This window comes from Streptomyces sp. PKU-EA00015, from assembly GCF_013387495.1.
In the GTDB taxonomy this organism is placed as follows: domain Bacteria; phylum Actinomycetota; class Actinomycetes; order Streptomycetales; family Streptomycetaceae; genus Streptomyces.
On record NZ_JABZEE010000050.1, the window covers coordinates 68724 to 88212 of the forward strand.

Annotated in this window: 16 protein-coding genes; 8 read left to right on the plus strand and 8 right to left on the minus strand. The window is 70.5% G+C overall.

Annotated elements, in window-relative coordinates:
• Positions 1-7 precede the first annotated feature (7 nt).
• Positions 8-991, minus strand: coding sequence for a metal ABC transporter substrate-binding protein (locus HW130_RS27645; RefSeq protein WP_177152459.1), 984 nt, complete (start codon positions 989-991; stop codon positions 8-10).
• 144 nt (positions 992-1135) lie between these two features.
• Between HW130_RS27645 and HW130_RS27650 the strand changes: the two genes are divergently transcribed.
• Positions 1136-2515, plus strand: coding sequence for a glycine--tRNA ligase (locus HW130_RS27650; RefSeq protein ID WP_177152460.1), 1380 nt, complete (start codon positions 1136-1138; stop codon positions 2513-2515).
• A gap of 74 nt (positions 2516-2589) precedes the next feature.
• Positions 2590-2796 carry a hypothetical protein gene (locus tag HW130_RS27655; protein ID WP_177152461.1) on the plus strand — a complete coding sequence of 69 codons (207 nt, stop codon included), beginning with the start codon at positions 2590-2592 and terminating at the stop codon, positions 2794-2796.
• Positions 2797-2805: 9 nt separating this feature from the next.
• Here HW130_RS27655 and HW130_RS27660 read toward each other — a convergent pair whose 3' ends face one another.
• Together HW130_RS27660 and HW130_RS27665 are read right to left on the minus strand one after the other, a co-directional pair.
• Positions 2806-3390, minus strand: a complete 585-nt coding sequence (locus HW130_RS27660) for a TetR family transcriptional regulator (RefSeq protein ID WP_177152462.1) — start codon at positions 3388-3390, stop codon at positions 2806-2808.
• Between the two features lie 30 nt (positions 3391-3420).
• Positions 3421-4440, minus strand: coding sequence for an aldo/keto reductase (locus tag HW130_RS27665; RefSeq protein ID WP_256356377.1), 1020 nt, complete (start codon positions 4438-4440; stop codon positions 3421-3423).
• Positions 4441-4673: 233 nt separating this feature from the next.
• Here HW130_RS27665 and HW130_RS27670 point away from each other — a divergent pair, with 233 nt between their 5' ends.
• A complete protein-coding gene (locus HW130_RS27670; protein ID WP_177152464.1) occupies positions 4674-4868 on the plus strand; it encodes a DUF6243 family protein in 195 nt (64 codons plus the stop codon).
• 166 nt (positions 4869-5034) lie between these two features.
• On the opposite strand, the gene HW130_RS27675 is transcribed toward HW130_RS27670, so the two are convergent.
• Positions 5035-6456 carry an MFS transporter gene (locus tag HW130_RS27675; RefSeq protein WP_177152465.1) on the minus strand — a complete coding sequence of 474 codons (1422 nt, stop codon included), beginning with the start codon at positions 6454-6456 and terminating at the stop codon, positions 5035-5037.
• 53 nt (positions 6457-6509) lie between these two features.
• On the opposite strand from HW130_RS27675, the gene dusB reads away from it, so the two are divergent.
• From dusB to HW130_RS27690, 3 genes are all read left to right on the plus strand, one after another.
• Positions 6510-7661 (plus strand): tRNA dihydrouridine synthase DusB, encoded by a 1152-nt coding sequence (dusB, locus tag HW130_RS27680; protein WP_177152466.1) that lies wholly within the window; start codon positions 6510-6512, stop codon positions 7659-7661.
• 404 nt (positions 7662-8065) lie between these two features.
• On the plus strand, positions 8066-10774 hold the full coding sequence (ppdK, locus tag HW130_RS27685; protein WP_177152467.1) for a pyruvate, phosphate dikinase: 2709 nt from the start codon (positions 8066-8068) through the stop codon (positions 10772-10774).
• A 680-nt stretch (positions 10775-11454) separates the two neighbouring features.
• Positions 11455-12462, plus strand: coding sequence for a helix-turn-helix transcriptional regulator (locus HW130_RS27690; RefSeq protein WP_177152468.1), 1008 nt, complete (start codon positions 11455-11457; stop codon positions 12460-12462).
• A 206-nt stretch (positions 12463-12668) separates the two neighbouring features.
• Here the strand turns inward: HW130_RS27690 and HW130_RS27695 are convergent, their stop codons facing one another.
• Positions 12669-13829, minus strand: coding sequence for an alkaline phosphatase PhoX (locus HW130_RS27695; protein WP_177152469.1), 1161 nt, complete (start codon positions 13827-13829; stop codon positions 12669-12671).
• A 291-nt stretch (positions 13830-14120) separates the two neighbouring features.
• On the opposite strand from HW130_RS27695, the gene HW130_RS27700 reads away from it, so the two are divergent.
• Positions 14121-14543, plus strand: coding sequence for a VOC family protein (locus tag HW130_RS27700; RefSeq protein WP_177152470.1), 423 nt, complete (start codon positions 14121-14123; stop codon positions 14541-14543).
• Positions 14544-14583: 40 nt separating this feature from the next.
• Here the strand turns inward: HW130_RS27700 and HW130_RS27705 are convergent, their stop codons facing one another.
• Positions 14584-15360: an AraC family transcriptional regulator gene (locus HW130_RS27705; RefSeq protein WP_177152505.1), complete on the minus strand. Its 777-nt coding sequence runs from the start codon at positions 15358-15360 to the stop codon at positions 14584-14586.
• Between the two features lie 147 nt (positions 15361-15507).
• Here HW130_RS27705 and HW130_RS27710 point away from each other — a divergent pair, with 147 nt between their 5' ends.
• Entirely contained in the window at positions 15508-16503 is a 996-nt protein-coding gene (locus HW130_RS27710; RefSeq protein ID WP_177152471.1) for a DMT family transporter, read from the plus strand.
• A gap of 22 nt (positions 16504-16525) precedes the next feature.
• On the opposite strand, the gene nirD is transcribed toward HW130_RS27710, so the two are convergent.
• Both nirD and nirB read right to left on the minus strand, forming a co-directional pair.
• Entirely contained in the window at positions 16526-16888 is a 363-nt protein-coding gene (gene nirD, locus HW130_RS27715; RefSeq protein ID WP_177152472.1) for a nitrite reductase small subunit NirD, read from the minus strand.
• A complete protein-coding gene (gene nirB, locus HW130_RS27720; protein WP_375256595.1) occupies positions 16885-19488 on the minus strand; it encodes a nitrite reductase large subunit NirB in 2604 nt (867 codons plus the stop codon). The genes nirD and nirB overlap by 4 nt, the downstream gene beginning before the upstream one ends.
• Position 19489: the final 1 nt, after the last annotated feature.

Here is a 19489-nt window from a genome sequence, read left to right on the forward strand (position 1 = left end):
TGCGGGATCACTTCGTGCCGAGAGCCTTCTGCAGCGCGGCGAGGTTGGAGCGCATGACCTCCATGTAGTCATCGCCCTTTGACCTGTCGGTGATTCCCTCCAGCGGGTCGAGGACGTCCGTCCTCAGGCCGGCGTCGTCCGCGAGCGTCTTCGCCGTCCTGTCGCTCGCGAGGGTCTCGAAGAAGACCGTGGTGACCTTCTCCTCCTTCGCGATCGTCTGCAGTTCCTTGATCCGCGCCGGACTGGGCTCGGACTCCGGGTCCATGCCCGCGATGCCCTCCTGGTCGAGGCCGTAGCGCTCGGCGAGGTAGTCGAAGGCGGAGTGCGTGGTGATGAACGTCTTCGTGGACGAGTTCTTCAGGCCCTGCTCGAAGTCGGTGTTCAGGCCGTTCAGCTTCGAGACCAGCGCGTCGGCGTTCTTCGTGTAGTCGGCGGCGTGGTCCGGATCGGCCTTGCCGAGCGCCTTGCCGACGCCCTCGGCGACCTCGGCGTACTTCACCGGGTCCAGCCAGATGTGCGGGTCGGCGCCGGCCTCGCTCTCGCCCTCGTGGCCGTGCTCGTCCTCGTGGGCGGGCTCTTCGTGGCCGCTCTCCTCGTGCCCGTCCCCGGTGCCGTGGTTCTCCAGCTCGGTCAGCGTGGCGGCGTCGACCTTGTGCTCCACACCGGACTCGGCGATCGCGTCGTCGACGGCGGGCTGGATGCCCTTGAGGTAGAGGATCAGGCCGGAGTCGTTCAGCTCGGCGGTCTGGCGGGGCTTGAGCTCGAGGTCGTGCGGCTCGACGCCCGGCTTGGTGAGCGTGGTGACGGAGACGTTGGCGCCACCTATCTGCTCGGCGAGATACTGCATCGGATAGAAAGACGCCACGACCTTCAGCTTGCCGTCGCTGTCGCCCTCGGCAGCGTCGGAGGAGGAGCATGCGGAGACGGCCAGGAGGCCGAGCGTGACGGCTCCGGCGACGGCGGTGGTGGGTATGAGGCGTCGTACGTTCATGACAGTCATTTTCAACAAAAACGGAAACGATTGTCAATAAACCTTGTGGCCTGGCCATTCACCGGACCGATTTGATCCGGGGGGTGCGGCCGCCGGTAACCTGAAGCATTCTCCGTTCGTCGTCGTCGTAATGAAGAGAGCACCGTGGCCGCCGACAAGATCGACACCATCGTCAGCCTGAGCAAGCGCCGTGGCTTCGTCTACCCGTGCAGCGAGATCTACGGCGGCCAGAAGGCCGCCTGGGACTACGGACCGCTGGGTGTCGAGCTCAAGGAGAACATCAAGCGCCAGTGGTGGCGCTACATGGTCACCTCCCGCGAGGACGTCGTCGGTATCGACTCGTCGGTCATCCTGGCCACCGAGGTGTGGGAGGCCTCCGGTCACGTCGCCACCTTCACCGACCCGCTCACCGAGTGCACCTCCTGCCACAAGCGCTACCGCGCCGACCACCTGGAGGAGGCCTTCGAGGCGAAGCACGGCCGCCTCCCGGAGAGCCTCGCCGAGGTCAACTGCCCCAACTGCGGCAACAAGGGCCAGTTCACCGAGCCCAAGCAGTTCTCCGGCCTGCTCTCCACCCACCTCGGTCCCACGCAGGACTCCGGCTCCATCGCCTACCTGCGCCCCGAGACCGCCCAGGGCATCTTCACCAACTTCGCCCAGGTCCAGCAGACCTCGCGCAAGAAGCCCCCGTTCGGCATCGCGCAGATGGGCAAGTCCTTCCGGAACGAGATCACGCCGGGCAACTTCATCTTCCGCACCCGCGAGTTCGAGCAGATGGAGATGGAGTTCTTCGTCAAGCCGGGCGAGGACGAGCAGTGGCACGAGTACTGGATGGAGCAGCGCTGGAACTGGTACACCGGCCTCGGCCTGCGTGAGGAGAACATGCGCTGGTTCGAGCACCCGGCCGAGAAGCTCTCCCACTACTCCAAGCGCACCGCCGACATCGAGTACCGCTTCCAGTTCGGCGGCAACGAGTGGGGCGAGCTCGAGGGTGTCGCCAACCGCACCGACTACGACCTCTCCGCGCACTCCAAGGCGTCCGGCACCGACCTGTCGTACTTCGACCAGGAGGCCGGCGAGCGCTGGACCCCGTACGTCATCGAGCCCGCGGCCGGTGTCGGCCGCACGATGCTCGCCTTCCTCCTCGACGCCTACAACGAGGACGAGGCCCCCAACGCCAAGGGCGTCATGGAGAAGCGCACGGTCATGCGCCTCGACCCGCGCATCGCGCCCGTCAAGGTCGCCGTGCTCCCGCTGAGCCGCAACCCGCAGCTGTCGCCGAAGGCCAAGGGCCTCGCCGCCGACCTCCGGCAGAACTGGAACATCGAGTTCGACGACGCCGGCGCCATCGGCCGCCGCTACCGCCGCCAGGACGAGATCGGCACCCCGTTCTGCGTCACGGTCGACTTCGACACCCTCGACGACAACGCGGTCACGGTCCGCGAGCGCGACACCATGAAGCAGGAGCGCGTCTCCCTGGACCAGATCCAGGGCTACCTGGGCAGCCGCCTGCTCGGCTGCTGACGTTCGTCCGACGTTCGTCACGAAGCCCCCGGTTCCGGGTACGGAACCGGGGGCTCGCGTGCACACTGGGGCCCATGGTGTCGATGACCACCAGCAAGGTCAGCAGATGGGACGGGCACGGCAGGGAACACGTCGTGCGCGTCCGACGGTCCGGTGTGCAGCGGCAGTTGCGCTGCGACACCTGTGGGTGGCGCAGGAGCGCCCAGTTTCTTCCCTGGCTGAAGGCGGAGGAGCATCTGGTCCAGCAGCACCAGGCGACGGTCGACCCGACGGCCTCCTAGCGGACGCCCTCAGGCGCGCAGGCCGCGCAGCAGGAGGCCCACCACGGCGTCGAACTCGGCGTCGACGGTGGGCTTTCGCCACTCCGGCGCGTACGCCGGGTCGTGGAAGCGGGTCGTCGCGTCGAACAGCGCGCGGGCGGTGGCCGCCGGGTCGTCGGCGGTGAAGTCCCCGGTGCGGACGCCCTCTTCGACGATCTGCCGCAGCTGGCCGATCAGGACCTCCAGATGCCGGTCCACCACGCCGCTGTTCTCGTCGATCAGCACGCCGTACGTGGCGAACAGCTCGGGGTCGTCGCCCGCCTTGTGGCGCTTGGCCTCGAAGAGCGCGGAGAGCCAGTCGGCGACTTTCTGAGGGGCGGTGCGCTCCCTCGCCTCGGTGAGCGCTGCGAGAGCGACCTCGGCACGGGCCAGCCAGCGGTCGGTCACCGCCTCGCGCAGCGCCGCCTTGGTGCGGAAGTGGCGGTAGACGCTGCCGTGGGAGACCCCGAGCGCCCGCGCGACGTCGACGACCGTGGCCTTGGCCGGGCCGTAGCGTCGCAGCACCTCCTCGGTGGCTTCGAGGATGCGCTCGGCGGTCAGGGTCTCGGTGGGCATGGTGTGACAGTACCCGGCGTGGCGGCGGGGTCAGCGCTCGCTGTCCAGGTGGGCCATCTGGGCCGCGGGGTAGCGCTCGCCGGCCGCGGCACCGGCCGGAACCGCCTGCTCGACGGCCGCCAGCTCGTCGGCCGACAGCTCCACGTCCAGCGCACCCAGCGCCTCGGCCAGGCGCGTACGGGTACGGGCGCCGATCAGCGGCACGACGTCCTCGCCGCGCGAGAGCACCCAGGCGATCGCCGTCTGCGCCACGCTCACACCCTTGTCGTCGGCCACCTTGCGCAGCTGCTCCACCAGGTCCAGGTTCCGCTGGAGGTTGTCGCCCTGGAAACGGGGGCTCATCCCGCGGAAGTCGCCGGGGGCGAAGGAGTGGTCACGGGTGAAGTGGCCGCTGATCAGCCCGCGCGAGAGCACGCCGTACGCCGTGACGCCGATGCCCAGGTCACGGAGGGTCGGCAGGATCTCCTCCTCGATGCCGCGCGAGATCAGGGAGTACTCGATCTGGAGGTCGGCGATCGGGGCGACGGAGGCGGCCCGGCGGATGGTCTCCGCCCCGACCTCCGACAGTCCGATGTGGCGGACGTGGCCGGCCTCGACCAGCTCGGCGATGGCGCCGACGGTCTCCTCGATCGGCACGTCCGGGTCCACGCGGGCGATCCGGTAGATGTCGATGTGGTCGGCGCCGAGGCGCTGGAGGCTGTACGCGGCGAAGTTCCTGACCGCGGCGGGCCGGCCGTCGTAGCCGCTGAAGCCGCCCTCGACGGTGCGCAGCGCGCCGAACTTGACGCTGATCAGGGCCTGTTCCCGCGCGGACGCGCCCGCGCTGCGCAGGGCCTCGTTGATCAGCAGCTCGTTGTGGCCCATGCCGTAGAAGTCGCCCGTGTCGAGGAGCGTGACGCCCGCGTCGAGGGCGGCGTGGATCGTCGCGATCGACTCGGCGCGGTCGGTCTCGCCGTAGAGGGCGGACATGCCCATGCAGCCGAGGCCCAGCGGGAAGACGCGCGGGCCGGTGCTGCCGAGGGGACGGAGGGCGTGCGGGACGGAGGTCATGAGGGCTCCCGTTCGTCGGATCTCGTGCTGACGACTATGACGTGACTGCTGACAGATTTCAATATCTGTCATTCTCTGGGTGGGCGGAAAATCGGGTGCTCCGGAGCCGGCCGCGCGCTACCGTCCGTGCCATGTCTTCGTTCTTCCAGATCTACGAGTGAGACGGCGGCGGCCTGGCCGCCCCCGGAATCCGAGTCACCTCTCACCCTTCTCACCCCCGATGGGAGAACCCCATGGCCAAGAGCCGCAACAACCTGCTCGGCGTGGGCGGACAGCGCAAGAGGCTGTCCCGCGCCGACCAGCACGGAAACGGGCCCGCGCGCAGCGCGGACCGCAAGGCGGCCGCCGACCAGAAGCAGGAGCTGCTGCGCAAGATGCGCGAGCGCGCTCAGGGCGGCCAGGAGCAGCCGCAGGAGGACGCGTCCTGATCGCATGAACAGGCCCGGGCCGCGCGCTGCGCGGTCCGGGCCTTCGCGTGTCCGGTCTCAGGCCACCGAGCGCGGCAGGCGCAGGCTGAGCGCGCCGTCGGCACGACGACGCCGAGCTGCGCCCGCGGCATGACCTACGGCCGCCTGCTCCGCGACCCGGGGCGGGTCACCGGTGGGCGCGGGCGTCCTCCTCGGTGGGAGGCGCGAGGAGCCGGGCCGTGCGGCGAGCGGACTCCTGCGCGCGACGGCCGCTGGTGAGCGCGCCGACGACCAGCACGCACAGGCCGCAGCCCGCGATGATCCACCAGGCGGGCCGGCTCGCGGCGACGAAGCCCTCGCTGGGCGCCGTGGCGGGGACTCCGGCGGCGAGTACGGCGCCGATGACGGCGACGCCGAGCGTCTGGCCGATCTGGCGGCTGGTGGAGGCGACGGCGGCGGCGACTCCGGCCTGGGCGCGGGGCATGCCGGCGACGGCGGTGTCGGTGATCGGCGTGTTGACCATGCCGAAGCCGAGGCCGAACAGCATGAAGCCGGTGAACAGCAGCACCTGCGAGGTCTCGGCCTCGAACGCGGCGAACAGGATTCCGCTCGCGGCCATGGTCGTGCCCGCGATCAGCAGCGGCAGGCGCGGGCCCCGGCTGCCGACGAGCCGGCCCGACAGGGGCGCGGACACGAGGGTGAGGCCCGCCATCGGCAGCATGTAGAGGCCGGCGTGCAGGGCGGAGTAGCCGCGCACGTCCTGCAGATAGAGGGTGTTGACGAAGAGGAAGCCGGCGAGCGCAGCGAACGCGCACACCGCTATGACGGTGGCCCCGCTGAACGGCGCGCTGCGGAAGAAGCGCAGGTCGATGAGGGGCTCGCGGCACCTCGGCTCGTAGAGGAGGAGGCCGGCCAGGGCCGCGGCCGAGAGCGCGGCGAAGGCCGGATCGGTCTCGATGATCGCGTACGTGAGCGAGCCGAGCAGCACGATCACGAGGAGCTGGCCGACGGGGTCGGCGCGGCGGGGCCGGGGGGCCCGGGACTCCGGGACGTAACGCCAGGTGAGCAGGAGGGCGGCGAGGCCGACGGGCAGATTGACCCAGAAGATGGACCGCCAGCCCACGGTGTCGACGAGCACGCCGCCGACCAGCGGTCCCGCGGCCATCGAGATGCCGACGACGCCGCCCCAGAGGCCGATGGCGCGGGCACGTTCGCGCGGGTCGGTGAAGGTGTTGGTGATGATCGACATGGCCACGGGGTTGAGCATCGAGCCGCCGACGGCCTGCACCATGCGGAACGCGACGAGCAGGTCGAGGCTGGGCGCCAGCGAGCAGAGCAGGGACCCGAGGGTGAACAGCACGAGCCCCGCCTTGAAGACCCGGCGGCGGCCGATGCGGTCGGCGGTGGAGCCGGCGAGCATCAGCAGAGAGGCGAGGACGAGGGTGTAGGCGTCGATCGTCCACTGCATCCCCGCGACGGAGGCGCCCAGTTCGTCGCGCAGGGAGGGGAGGGCGACGTTCAGGACGGTGTTGTCGAGGCTGACGATCAGCAGGCTGGTGCAGCAGATCGCCAGGATCAGGATCCGGTGCCGACGGCCGATCTCGTCCATGGGCGCATAGTACGGCTAACTAAGGACCGCGCCGGTGAGCGACAATGGGGCCCATGACCACGCTCGCCCCTGCTGCCGCCACGCTCCGGATCGGGCCGCACACCGTGCAGCCGCCTGTGGTGCTCGCTCCCATGGCCGGAATCACCAACGCCCCCTTCCGCACCCTCTGCCGCGAGTTCAGCGGGGGAAAGGGCCTGTTCGTGAGCGAGATGATCACGACGCGGGCGCTGGTCGAGCGCAACGAGAAGACGATGCAGCTCATCCACTTCGACGCGACCGAGACCCCGCGCTCGATCCAGCTGTACGGCGTGGACCCGGTCACCGTCGGCAAGGCCGTGCGCATGATCGTGGACGAGGACCTGGCCGACCACATCGACCTGAACTTCGGCTGCCCGGTCCCCAAGGTGACCCGCAAGGGCGGCGGCTCGGCCCTGCCGTACAAGCGGCCGCTGCTGCGGGCGATCCTCCACGAGGCCGTGACCAACGCGGGTGACCTGCCGGTCACGATGAAGATGCGCAAGGGCATCGACGACGACCACATCACGTATCTCGACGCGGGCCGTATCGCGGTCGACGAGGGTGTCACGGCGATCGCCCTGCACGGGCGCACGGCGGCGCAGCACTACGGCGGCACGGCCGACTGGGACGCGATCGCGCGTCTCAAGGAGCACGTCCCGGAGATCCCGGTGCTCGGCAACGGCGACATCTGGTCGGCGGACGACGCGCTGCGGATGGTGCGCGAGACCGGCTGCGACGGGGTGGTCGTGGGGCGCGGCTGCCTCGGGCGGCCGTGGCTCTTCGGCGACCTGGTGGCGGCCTTCGAGGGGCGCACGGACGCCTACGCACGGCCGTCGCTGCGCGAGGTCGCGGACGTGATGCTGCGGCACGCGACGCTGCTGGGCGAGTGGATCGGCGACGAGTCGCGCGGGGTGATCGACTTCCGCAAGCACGTGGCGTGGTACCTCAAGGGTTTCTCGGTCGGTTCGCAGATGCGCAAGAAGCTGGCGGTCACGTCCTCCCTGGACGAGCTCGGCGCTCAATTGAGCGAGCTCGATCTGGACCAGTCGTGGCCGTCGGGCGCGGACGGGCCCCGGGGCAGGGCGTCGGGCAACAACCGTGTGGTGCTGCCGGACGGCTGGCTGAAGGATCCGTACGACTGCGCGGGGGTCACCGCCGATGCGGAACTGGACACTTCGGGCGGCTGAGCGCTCGTCGGCACCTCCCGTGCCGGTCCGGATGATGGAATTCCGTCAGGTTCCCGGGCGTGATCCTCGCCACCCCTGATAGGGGGTGCGCTCAGATGAGCGATATTCGGACGATTGCACCTTTCAAAGGGTGGCACTCAGTGCCACCCTTTTGGTCTTCGTCTCCTGGATCCTTCGCTCGCTCTCTGTCCATGGTGCCGCTCATGACTGTCACTCTTCGCGCTGATGCCTTCAGTACTTGAAGTTATGCGGCTGCATCTCCGGAGGCCGGGGGCACTTTCGATCTGCTGGCGGACGAGTGGTTAAGGCCGTATGACGCGCAAGTGGACGTACCGAGGTGCCTTCGATCTGGGTATGTTCCTCGCCGTCAGGGCAGCCACCGAGTCCTCGAGGAGTCGAGACCCGTGTCGGAAAACAAAGATCACAAGTTCGTCTACGACTTCACCGAGGGCAACAAGGACCTCAAGGACCTGCTCGGCGGGAAGGGTGCGAACCTCGCCGAGATGACCAACCTCGGTCTTCCGGTCCCTCCGGGCTTCACGATCACCACCGAGGCCTGCAAGGTCTACCTCGAAAGCGGCGAGGAGCCCCCGGCGCTCCGCGACGAGGTGACCGCCCACCTCGAGGCCCTGGAGCAGTCCATGGGCAAGAAGCTCGGCCAGGCCGACAACCCGCTGCTGGTATCCGTACGTTCGGGCGCCAAGTTCTCGATGCCCGGCATGATGGACACCGTCCTCAACATCGGTCTCTCCGACGAGTCTGTGGCGGGCCTCGCCACGCAGGCCGGCGACGAGCGCTTCGCCTGGGACTCCTACCGCCGCCTCATCCAGATGTTCGGCAAGACCGTGCTGGGCGTCGACGGCGAGCTCTTCGAGGACGCCCTCGACGAGGCCAAGGCCGCGAAGAAGGTCACCGTCGACACCGACCTCGACGCCGCCGACCTGAAGAAGCTGGTCAAGCAGTTCAAGAAGATCGTCAAGGCCGAGGCCGGCCGCGACTTCCCGCAGGACCCGCGCGAGCAGATGGACCTCGCCATCCACGCGGTCTTCGACTCCTGGAACACCGACCGCGCCAAGCTCTACCGCCGTCAGGAGCGCATCCCCGGCGACCTCGGCACCGCGGTCAACGTCTGCTCCATGGTCTTCGGCAACCTCGGCCCGGACTCCGGCACCGGCGTCGCCTTCACCCGTGACCCGGCCTCCGGCCACCAGGGCGTCTACGGCGACTACCTGCAGAACGCGCAGGGCGAGGACGTCGTCGCCGGTATCCGCAACACCGTGCCGCTCGCCGAGCTCGAGTCGATCGACAAGAAGTCGTACGACCAGCTGATGCAGATCATGGAAACCCTCGAGACGCACTACAAGGACCTGTGCGACATCGAGTTCACCATCGAGCGCGGCCAGCTGTGGATGCTGCAGACCCGCGTCGGCAAGCGCACCGCCGGAGCCGCGTTCCGCATCGCCACGCAGCTCGTGGACCAGGGCCTGATCGACGAGGCCGAGGCGCTCCAGCGCGTCAACGGCGCGCAGCTCGCGCAGCTGATGTTCCCCCGCTTCGACGACACGGCGAAGACCGACCTGCTCGGCCGCGGCATCGCCGCCTCCCCGGGCGCGGCCGTCGGCAAGGCCGTCTTCGACTCCTACACCGCGGTCAAGTGGTCGCGTTCCGGCGAGAAGGTCATCCTGATCCGCCGCGAGACCAACCCGGACGACCTGGACGGCATGATCGCCGCCGAGGGCATCCTGACCTCGCGCGGCGGCAAGACCTCGCACGCGGCCGTCGTGGCGCGCGGCATGGGCAAGACCTGTGTCTGCGGCGCCGAGGAGCTGGAGGTCGACACCAAGCGCCGCCGGATGACCGTGGGCGACCAGGTCATCGAGGAGGGCGACGTCGTCTCCATCGACGGCTCCACCGGCAAGGTGTACCTCGGTGAGGTCCCGGTCGTGCCGTCCCCGGTCGTCGAGTACTTCGAGGGCCGCATGCACGCGGGCGCCGACGACGCCGACGAGCTGGTCGCCGCCGTGCACCGGATCATGGCCTACGCGGACAGGGTGCGCCGGCTGCGGGTGCGTGCGAACGCGGACAACGCCGAGGACGCGCTGCGCGCACGGCGGTTCGGTGCGCAGGGCATCGGCCTGTGCCGCACGGAGCACATGTTCCTCGGCGAGCGCCGCGAGATGGTCGAGAAGCTGATCCTCGCCGACACCGACGACGAGCGCGCCGAGGCCCTGCGGGCCCTGCTGCCGCTGCAGAAGAAGGACTTCGTCGAGCTGTTCGAGGCGATGGACGGGCTGCCGGTGACGGTGCGTCTGCTCGACCCGCCGCTGCACGAGTTCCTGCCCGACATCACCGAGCTGTCGGTGCGCGTCGCGCTCGCCGAGGCCCGCAAGGACCCGCACGAGAACGACCTGCGTCTGCTCCAGGCCGTGCACCGGCTGCACGAGCAGAACCCGATGCTGGGTCTGCGCGGTGTACGCCTCGGCCTGGTCATCCCCGGCCTGTTCACCATGCAGGTGCGGGCGATCGCGGAGGCCACGGCCGAGCGCATCGAGGCGAAGGGCGACCCGCGCGCGGAGATCATGATTCCGCTCGTGGGCACGGTCCAGGAGCTGGAGATCGTCCGCGACGAGGCCGAGCAGGTCATCGCGGAGGTGCAGGCGGCGACGGGCGTCGAGCTCAAGCTGGCGCTCGGCACGATGATCGAGCTGCCGCGCGCCGCGCTGACCGCCGGTCAGATCGCCGAGGCCGCCGAGTTCTTCTCCTTCGGCACGAACGACCTCACCCAGACGGTGTGGGGCTTCTCGCGGGACGACGTGGAGGCGAGCTTCTTCACGGCGTACCTGGAGAAGGGCATCTTCGGGGTGTCGCCGTTCGAGACGATCGACAAGGACGGTGTGGGCTCGCTCGTGCGCAGCGCGGTGGCGGCGGGCCGGGCCACGCGCCCGGACCTGAAGCTGGGCGTGTGCGGCGAGCACGGCGGTGACCCGGAGTCGGTGCACTTCTTCCACGAGGTGGGCCTGGACTACGTCTCCTGCTCCCCGTTCCGCATCCCGGTGGCCCGCCTCGAGGCGGGCCGGGCGGCGGCCCAGTCGACGGGCAGCGACTCGCGCTGACGCGGGGCGGTGCTCGGCCGACGGCGTCCGAGCACCCCACGCGTCCGAGCGCGGACACATACTTCCGGGGCCGTCATCCGGGAGCGGGGCACGAAAACCCGCAGTCCGGAACCTCGACCCTCACCGGCGTCCCGGTGACGGTCCCGGAACTCCAGCGGAAGGGGCAGGCGCCCTGTGCGAGGCGCCTGCCCCTTCCGCGCTGTCCGTTCCGCCGCTTCGTCCATCGAGGGCCGACCGCCGAGCCGTGTGCCTCGCCGAGGGCTGTCCGTCGGACTGCTCGCATCCGAGAAACGCGGTCCGTGCCGCAGGGACCGCCCCTGCTGACCATTCGTTCAGTTGAATTTCGTACGTCCAACGGGAATCGAATTCTCGACATTCTCCGCACGAAGAAACCGGCGGAGCGCGGCCGGCGGATCCCCACCCGCCGACCGCACTCCATTACCCGTGCCGGACACGGAGCCGCAACCTCCGCCACCGCCGCCGGACGCGAAGGCCCCCCACGGTCCTTGCTGCGTCACATCGGTGAAGTAGGTTTCATGCCCGACGCCGTACAGCCTTTCGGTTGCCCCCGTGCTCCCGCGAGGCGTTTCAACTGTGGCTGAAACACCGTGGTAACAACCTGTGATTGCATGCATACTCAGTGATGGGGGGCGATTGCAGGTGCAACAAGTGGGGGTTCGGTGCTTCGAATTCATTTCAATGCGGACGACCTGGCGAAAGTGCGCATGGCCGCCAGGCCCGACGCGTTGTGGGAATCCATTCTCAGTTTTCACCGATTGCGTGACCGCAGAGGCGCACTCACCTTCGGTGAATGGCGCTCGGAAGCCCGCGCCCGGTTGAAAGGTGAAACACGCCTGCTCGCGCAGCTCGTACCGCCTCGGGGCTATTTCCCGGACTTTCTGACGCCCGCGGAGGGCCGTGACGGCCTCGAGGCCGGGCTGGAGGCGCTCCGCGCCACTCCGCCCGCACGGCTGCACACCGAGCTGGCCCTCGCGGTCGCCCACCGCTCGCCGCTGCGCGTGCTGCCCGCCCGGCTCCTCGCCCTCGCCGAGGGCCGCTCGGAGGCCGTCGCCCGTCTCGTGGCCGCCCTCCACGCCTACTACCGGTCCGCCGTCGAGCCGTACTGGCCCCACATCCAGGCCCGCGTCGAGGCGGACCGCGCCGTGCGCGGCCGAGCGCTGCTCGACGGTGGCGCGGGCGAGCTCCTCGCCTCGCTGCCGCCCGTGCTGCGCTGGCGTGCCCCCGTGCTGGAGGCCGACTACCCGGTCGACCGCGAACTGAACCTGAACGGGCGGGGACTGATGCTCCAGCCGTCGTTCTTCTGCCGCGGCACACCGGTCGTGCTGCGCGACGCCTCGCTGCCGCCGGTGCTCGTCTACCCCGTCTCGCACGGGGCCGAGCCGGCCTTCGGCGAGTCGGCCGGCCCCTCCCTGGGCCGCCTCGTCGGCCACACGCGCTCCGCCGTGCTCCAGGCCATCCGCAACGGCTGCACCACCAGCGAACTGGCCCGCAGGGCAGGGGTCTCCCTCGCCTCCGCGAGCCAGCACGCCGCGGTCCTCCGCGAAGCCGGACTCGTCGTGACCTTGCGCCACGGCAACGCGGTCCTGCACACGCTCACCCCGCTGGGCGCCGCCCTGCTGCGCGGCGGCTCCTGTGCGGAGCCCTCGGGGGCGCCCGGCGGATCTTGACCGGGGCCACGACGCTCCCCCAGAGCGTCGCCTGGGGGTGCCCCCAGGCGACGGCACTCGCTGCGCTGCCGAAATGCCCGAACAGCTCCGCTGTCAGGTCACTCCGCCGCCTTGCGAGGCGTCCCCCAGGCCCTGCGGGCCCGGGGAGACCCCATGCACCGGACACCGCGTCCTATCCGGCCTGATCCACCGGACACCCCCGAGCCCTACGAGCGGAACGGTCCGGTCACCTCGTAGGTGATGCCGCCCGAGGAACTGCCCGTGGTGCCGCGCTGGCTGGAGAAGTACAGCCGGCGCCCGTCGGGCGAGAAGGCCGGGCCGCAGATCTCCGACGAGGACTGCCCGGTGATCCGCAGGAACGGCGCGACGACGTCGTCCGGCGTGATCACGCAGATCTCCATGTTGCCGCCGTCCTCGGCGACGAAGAGATCGCCGGAGGTGGCCCCGGTCACGTTGTCGACACCGGTCAGCGGGGCGCCGCCGCCGACGACGAGGGAATCGTCGTAGGCCAGCTCGTAGGTGCTGTTGAGCAGGTTCAGCTGCCACAGGCGGTTGTCGCCCTTGGTCGTGAACCACACGGTGTCGTTGGCGTAGTGGCAGCCCTCGCCGCCGTTGAACAGCTTGGCGCCGGACACCTGGTCGCGGGTGGGGGTCGGGGAGCCGTCGGGGTCCGGCACGGTCGCCCATGTGAAGGAGCCGGAGGTGCCCGTTCCGGCCTTGAGCACCTGGAGGGTGCCGGAGGACAGGTTGCCCCAGGTGGTGGGGACGAACCGGTAGAGGCAGCCGTCGGACGCGTCCTCGGTCAGGTAGATCACTCTGCGCACGGGGTCGGCCGCAGCGGCCTCGTGGTTGAAGCGGCCCATCGCGTCGCGGCGTACAGCGGCGTTCACGCCCCACGGGTCCGTCTCGTAGACATAGCCGGTGCTGACCTCCTCGCAGGAGAGCCAGGTGTTCCAGGGGGTCGCGCCGCCCGCGCAGTTGCGGTTGGTGTTGGACAGGATGCGGTACGCGCCGGTGATCGCGCCGGTCGAGGAGAACTTGACCGCGCTCGCGCCGCCGGTGGAGGAGATCTCCGAGTTGGAGACGTAGATCCAGCCACTGCCGTCCGCGAAGCAGGCGCCGCCGTCCGGGGCGTTGTGCCAGGTGTACGACGTGGAACCGACCCTCTGGCCGGACCGGGCGATCACCCGGCTGGTGAACCCGGCCGGGAGCTGGATGCCGTTCGCGTCGGCCGCACCGAGCGCCCCGTACGGGCCGGCGCCGGGCTGGGCCGGAGCCGCGGACGCGGCGCCCTGCCACAGGGTGAAGCCGAATGCGGCGGCCGACGTGCCGACGACCGCGCCACGCAGGAAACTACGACGTTCCACTTGTCACTCCAAGGGTGGGATGACCGCCCCGCGGCGCCGGCCGGCGCCACGGGGTCGCGCAGTCGGAGAACCTAGGAGGGGTGAATTGACGCCACGGCAACGGACAGTGACTCGGAGGCGTCGACTCCAGGGAGTACCGGCGCGTTCGTTCCCGGCCGTCACAGGAGCCCCAGGAGATGGCCGAAACTTTTCCGCGCCCGAGCGATGAGTACGGACCACCGCCCCCGTCTACCCCTTCGAAGACACCGCACGGCGGAGCACCCGACGAGAGCGCACGAGAGAGAGACGGCCATGCCCCAGATGATCTTCGTGAACCTGCCCGTGAACGACCTGGAGACCAGCAAGGCCTTCTGGGGCAAGCTCGGCTACTCCTTCAACCCGCAGTTCACCGACGAGAACGCCGCGTGCCTGGTCATCAGCGACACCATCTACGCGATGCTGCTGACCAAGCCCCGGTTCAAGGACTTCACCAAGAAGGAGATCGCGGACGCCGCCGGCTCCACCGAGGTGATCCTGGCGCTGAGCGCCGAGAGCCGGGAGAAGGTCGACGAGTTCGTGGACGCGGCCCTCGCCGCCGGCGGCTCGCCGGCCAACGACCCGCAGGACTACGGCTTCATGTACGGCCGTTCCTTCCAGGACCCCGACCACCACCAGTGGGAGGTCGTCTGGATGGACGAGGAGGCCGCCAAGGAGGCCATGGCACCGGGCGAGTGACTCCGGCGGGGGAGGCGGCGGGCCGGTCGTGACGGACGCGTCACGACCGGCCCGCCCGCTGGTACAGCCCCGGTGTCACGCCGAAACAGCGCACGAACCACCGGTGGAAGTGGCTCTGGTCGGTGAAACCCACCGTGACGGCCGCGTCCGCCGCCGGCGTACCGGCAGCGAGCAGCCCGCGCGCCCGGCGCAGGCGCACCAGCCGCTGCCAGTCCGCCGGTGACATCCCGTACTCGGCCCGGAAGGCCCGGTACAGGGCGAACCGGCTGCAGCCCGCCGCCTCGGCGAGCGCCTCGGCCGTCACCTTCTCCGCGTACGCCTCCTCCAGCAGCGCCCGTGCCCGGCGCGCCGCGAACCGTGCCGGGCCGTCCCGCCCCGGGACGCGTGCCCGCGGCGGGCGTGCCGTGCCACGGGCGATCATGGCGGTGACCGCCGCCGTCAGCCGCTCGTCGCGCACGAGGGGCTCCGCGTCGCCGACGAGCGCGGTGTGCAGCCGCAACAGGGCGTCGCGCAGCACCGGGTCGCTCAGCGCCGGCTCCACGAACAGCGGCATGACCGCCCGCCCGTCGGCCATGTCCGCCAGCACCTCGCGCACGACGTCGGGGCCGATGTGCACGATCCGGTACTGGTACCCGAGGTCGGCCGCCGCCCGCCCGTCGTGCGGATCGTCCGGGTTGAACGCCATCACCATGCCCGCACCGCTGGTGTGCGCGCCGCCCCGGCAGCTGAAGCGCTGGGCGCCCGCCTCGGTGATCCCGAACGAGTACGCGTCATGGCTGTGCGGGTGGTAGACGTGGTCGAAGAAGTGGGCGTGCATGGCCTCCAGCGAACGGTCCGGGTCGCGCCAGTAGCGTGCCCATCCGTCGCCGTGTGCGCCCGGTGAGCCGTGAGCTGTGTCCACCGCCTCATTGTGCCCGCACGAATGTACAAGACAGGGGAGGGCGGGACGGGCGACGCTGGGCCCATGAACTCGGCGAAGACGGCGCACCCGGTCAAGGGCAAGGACAACCCGTATCTGCTGCTGACGGTGACGATGGTGCTGTGGGGGAGCGCCTTCAGCAGTTCCAAGGTGGTCGTGGAGCAACTGCCCCACGGTGTCGCGGCGTTCCTGCGCTTCGGCGGCGGCGCGCTCGCCCTGCTGGTCGCCGTGCGCCTCTTCGGCCGGCGCGGCGCACGGGTCGCCGCGCGCGACCGGGGGAGGGCGGCGCTCGCCGGGCTGCTCGGCGTCTTCGCGTACAACCTGAGCTTCTTCTGGGGACTCTCGCTGGCACCCTCGATGGACGCCGGCGTGATCGTCCCGGTCGTGAGCCCGGTCCTGACGACCGCGTTCCTGCTGCTCACCCGCAGGGAGTCGGCGTCGCCCGCGCGTATCGCCGGGCTCGGCCTGGGCGTGGTGGGCGCGGTGGTCTTCTTCGTCGGGGCGGGCACCGGCGGCGGGGGCGCGACGCGGCTGACCGGGGATCTGCTGTTCCTGCTCAGTGCCGTCTGCTGGACCTCGTTCACGCTCGCGGGACCGCGCGTGCTGGCCGGCATCGAACCGCTGCGGGCCACGACGTACGCGACCTGCGCCGGAGCCGTGGCCCTCGGCCTGTTCTCGGCCCCCGACCTGGGCGACGTGAGCTGGGGCGAACTGCCCGCCGGGATATGGCTGAACGTGGTGTTCCTCGCCGTCGGGCCGACGGCCCTCGCCAATCTCCTCTACTACCGCGGAGTCGGCGCGGTCGGCCCCGCCTCGGCCTCCGTGATGATGTTCCTCGTGCCCGTCCTCGGCAGCTCGGCGGCCGTGGTCTTCCTGGGCGAGTCCTTCGGCGCCGTCCAGGCGGCCGGCGCCGTGGTGCTGCTCGCCGGCGCGGTGCTCGCCGTCACCCAGGGGCGCCTGCCGGGCCGCCGGGGCCCGGCAGGAGAGGGTGGTGCCGCTCACGCGTCGCGAAGAGTCAGGGCAGTGACAGACGACGCGTGAGCGGAGCCGGGTGTGCCCGCCGTCAGTGGAGGCGGACCTCGTAGGCGGTTACTGAGACCGTCTCGTCGTCCAGGCAGCGCCCGGTCTCCAGGTCGAACCGCTGCTTGAGCAGCGGGGAGGCGACGAACGGCCGGCCCGCCGCCGTGCCGATCAGGCCGCGAGCGAGCACCTGCGCGCCGGTGAACGGGTCGCGGTTGTCGATCGCGTACGGCACGCCGTCACGGTCCAGGAACAGCCCGGCCTGGCGGCCGTCCGGCAGCAGGGCGGCGACCCCGCGGCCCGGCGTGAGCCGGGACAGCGGGCACACGGCCAGCCACTCGTCGCCGATCCGGAGCTGGATCTGCGTGTCCGTCGACAGCTGCGTCTTCTCAGGGGCGATGGTCATCGGGCGGCAGTACCTTCCAGGGCTTCGTCCAGAGGACGGATGGACAGCAGCGGCAGGTCGGGCTTGACCTGATCGCGCTCGGGCACGAACTTCACCGTCGGGTCCGGCACGTCGGGCGCGTTGACGAACGACACGAAGCGCAGCAGCCGCTCCGGGTCGTTCAGCGTCTCGGCCCACTCGTCGCGGTAGCCGGCGACGTGGTCGGCCATCAGGGACTCCAGCTCGGAGCAGATGCCCAGCGAGTCGTGCACGACGACGTCGCGCACATGGTCGAGGCCGCCCTCGATCCGCTCCAGCCAGGTCGAGGTGCGCTCCAGCCGGTCGGCGGTGCGGATGTAGAACATCAGGAACCGGTCGATGAGCCGGACCAGTTCGGCGTCGGACAGGTCCTGCGCCAGCAGGTCGGCGTGGCGCGGGGTCGCGCCGCCGTTGCCGCCGACGTACAGGTTCCAGCCGTTGGCCGTGGCGATCACGCCGAAGTCCTTCGACTGGGCCTCCGCGCACTCGCGCTGGCAGCCGGAGACCGCCGACTTCAGCTTGTGCGGGGAGCGCAGGCCGCGGTAGCGCAGCTCGAGGTCGATCGCCATGCGGACCGAGTCCTGCACGCCGTAGCGGCACCAGGTCTGTCCCACACAGGACTTGACGGTCCGCAGCGCCTTGCCGTACGCGTGCCCGGACTCGAAGCCCGCGTCCACCAACCGCCCCCAGATCTGCGGCAGCTGGTCGACCCGCGCGCCGAACAGGTCGATGCGCTGGCCGCCGGTGATCTTCGTGTAGAGGCCGAAGTCGCGGGCCACCTCGCCGATGACGATCAGCTTCTCGGGGGTGATCTCACCGCCCGGGATACGCGGCACGATCGAGTACGAGCCGTTCTTCTGCAGGTTGGCGAGGAAGTGGTCGTTGGTGTCCTGGAGCGCCGCCTGCTCGCCCTCCAGCACGTAGCCGGAGGCGCCGATCGTGGGTGCCAGCGAGGCGATGATGGAGCCGACGGTCGGCTTGCAGACCTCGCAGCCGTTGGTGCCGCGCGCCGCCTCCCGGCCGTGCCCGTCCAGCAGCTCCTGGTACGAGGTGATGCGCAGGACGCGCACGATCTCGTACAACTCCTGGCGGGTCTGGGCGAAGCATCCGCACAGGCCCTTGTCGACCTCGACGCCCGCGGCCTCCAGCTCGGCGTTGACCAGCTGGCCCAGCACCTTGACGCAACTGCCGCAGCCGGTACCCGCCTTGGTGCACTTCTTGACCTCGGGGACGGTGGTGCAGGAGTGCTCGGTGACGGCGCCGCGGATCGTGCCCTTGGTGACGTTGTGGCAGGAGCAGACGACCGCGTCGTCGGGCAGGGCGGCCGGGCCGAGCGCGACCGGCGCACCGGAACCCGCGGGCAGCACCAGCTGCTCGGGGGAGACGGGCGGCACCGAGCCGGTGAACGCGCGCAGCGTGCCGTACGCCTCCGCGTCGCCGACGAGGATGCCGCCGAGCAGCGTGCCCTCGGGGTCGATGACGAGCTTCTTGTAGACACCGGCGCGGGAGTCCGAGTAGACGACGTCGAGGCAGCCGTCGGCCGCTCCGTGGGCGTCGCCGAAGGAGGCGACGTCGACGCCGAGCAGCTTCAGCTTGGTGGAGGTGTCGGCGCCGGTGAACGAGGACACCTCGCCCTCCAGCGCGGCCGCCGCGGTCTCGGCCATCTCGTAGCCGGGCGCGACCAGTCCGTAGACCCGCCCGTCGGAGGCGAGCGCGCACTCGCCGATGGCGAACACGGCCGGGTCGGAGGTGCGGCACTGCTCGTCGACGACGATGCCGCCGCGCTCGCCGACGGCGAGACCCGCGTCACGGGCGAGCTGGTCCCGGGGCCGTACGCCCGCGGAGAAGACGACGAGGTCGGTGGGGAGGACCGAACCGTCCGACAGGGCCATGCCGTTCACGGCGCCGTTCTCGCCGGCGGTGACCTCCTGGGTGCCGACGCCGGTGTGGACGGTGAGGCCCATGTTCTCGATGGTGCGCAGCAGCGCGGCGCCGCCGCCCTCGTCGACCTGCACCGGCATCAGTCGCGGCGCGAACTCCACGATGTGGGTCTCCAGGCCGAGCCCCTTGAGCGCGCCCGCCGCCTCCAGACCGAGCAGACCGCCGCCGACGACCGCTCCGACGCGGGCCGTCTTCGCGTACTCCTCGATCGCGAGCAGGTCCTCGATGGTGCGGTAGACGAAACAGCCCTCGGCGTCCTTGCCGGGCACCGGCGGGACGAACGGGTACGAGCCGGTCGCCAGCACGAGCGTGTCGTACGAGAGGGTCAGGCCGGAGCGCGCGGTGACCGTGCGGGCGGCGGTGTCGACCGACTCGGCCGGGTCGCCCAGGTGCAGTTCGATGCCGTGCTTCTCCATGAAGCCGGCCTCGACCATGGACAGGTCCTCGGGCGTGTTCCCGGAGAAGTACGAGGTGAGGCGGACCCGGTCGTAGGCGGGGCGGGGTTCCTCGCACAGCACGACGACCCGCGCCCGGTCGGTGACGCCGCGGTCGGCGAGGGCCTCCAGGAATCGCTGGCCGACCATGCCGTGGCCGACGACCACGATGGTGGGGGTGATCGCGGGGGTGGACATCGCAGCCATG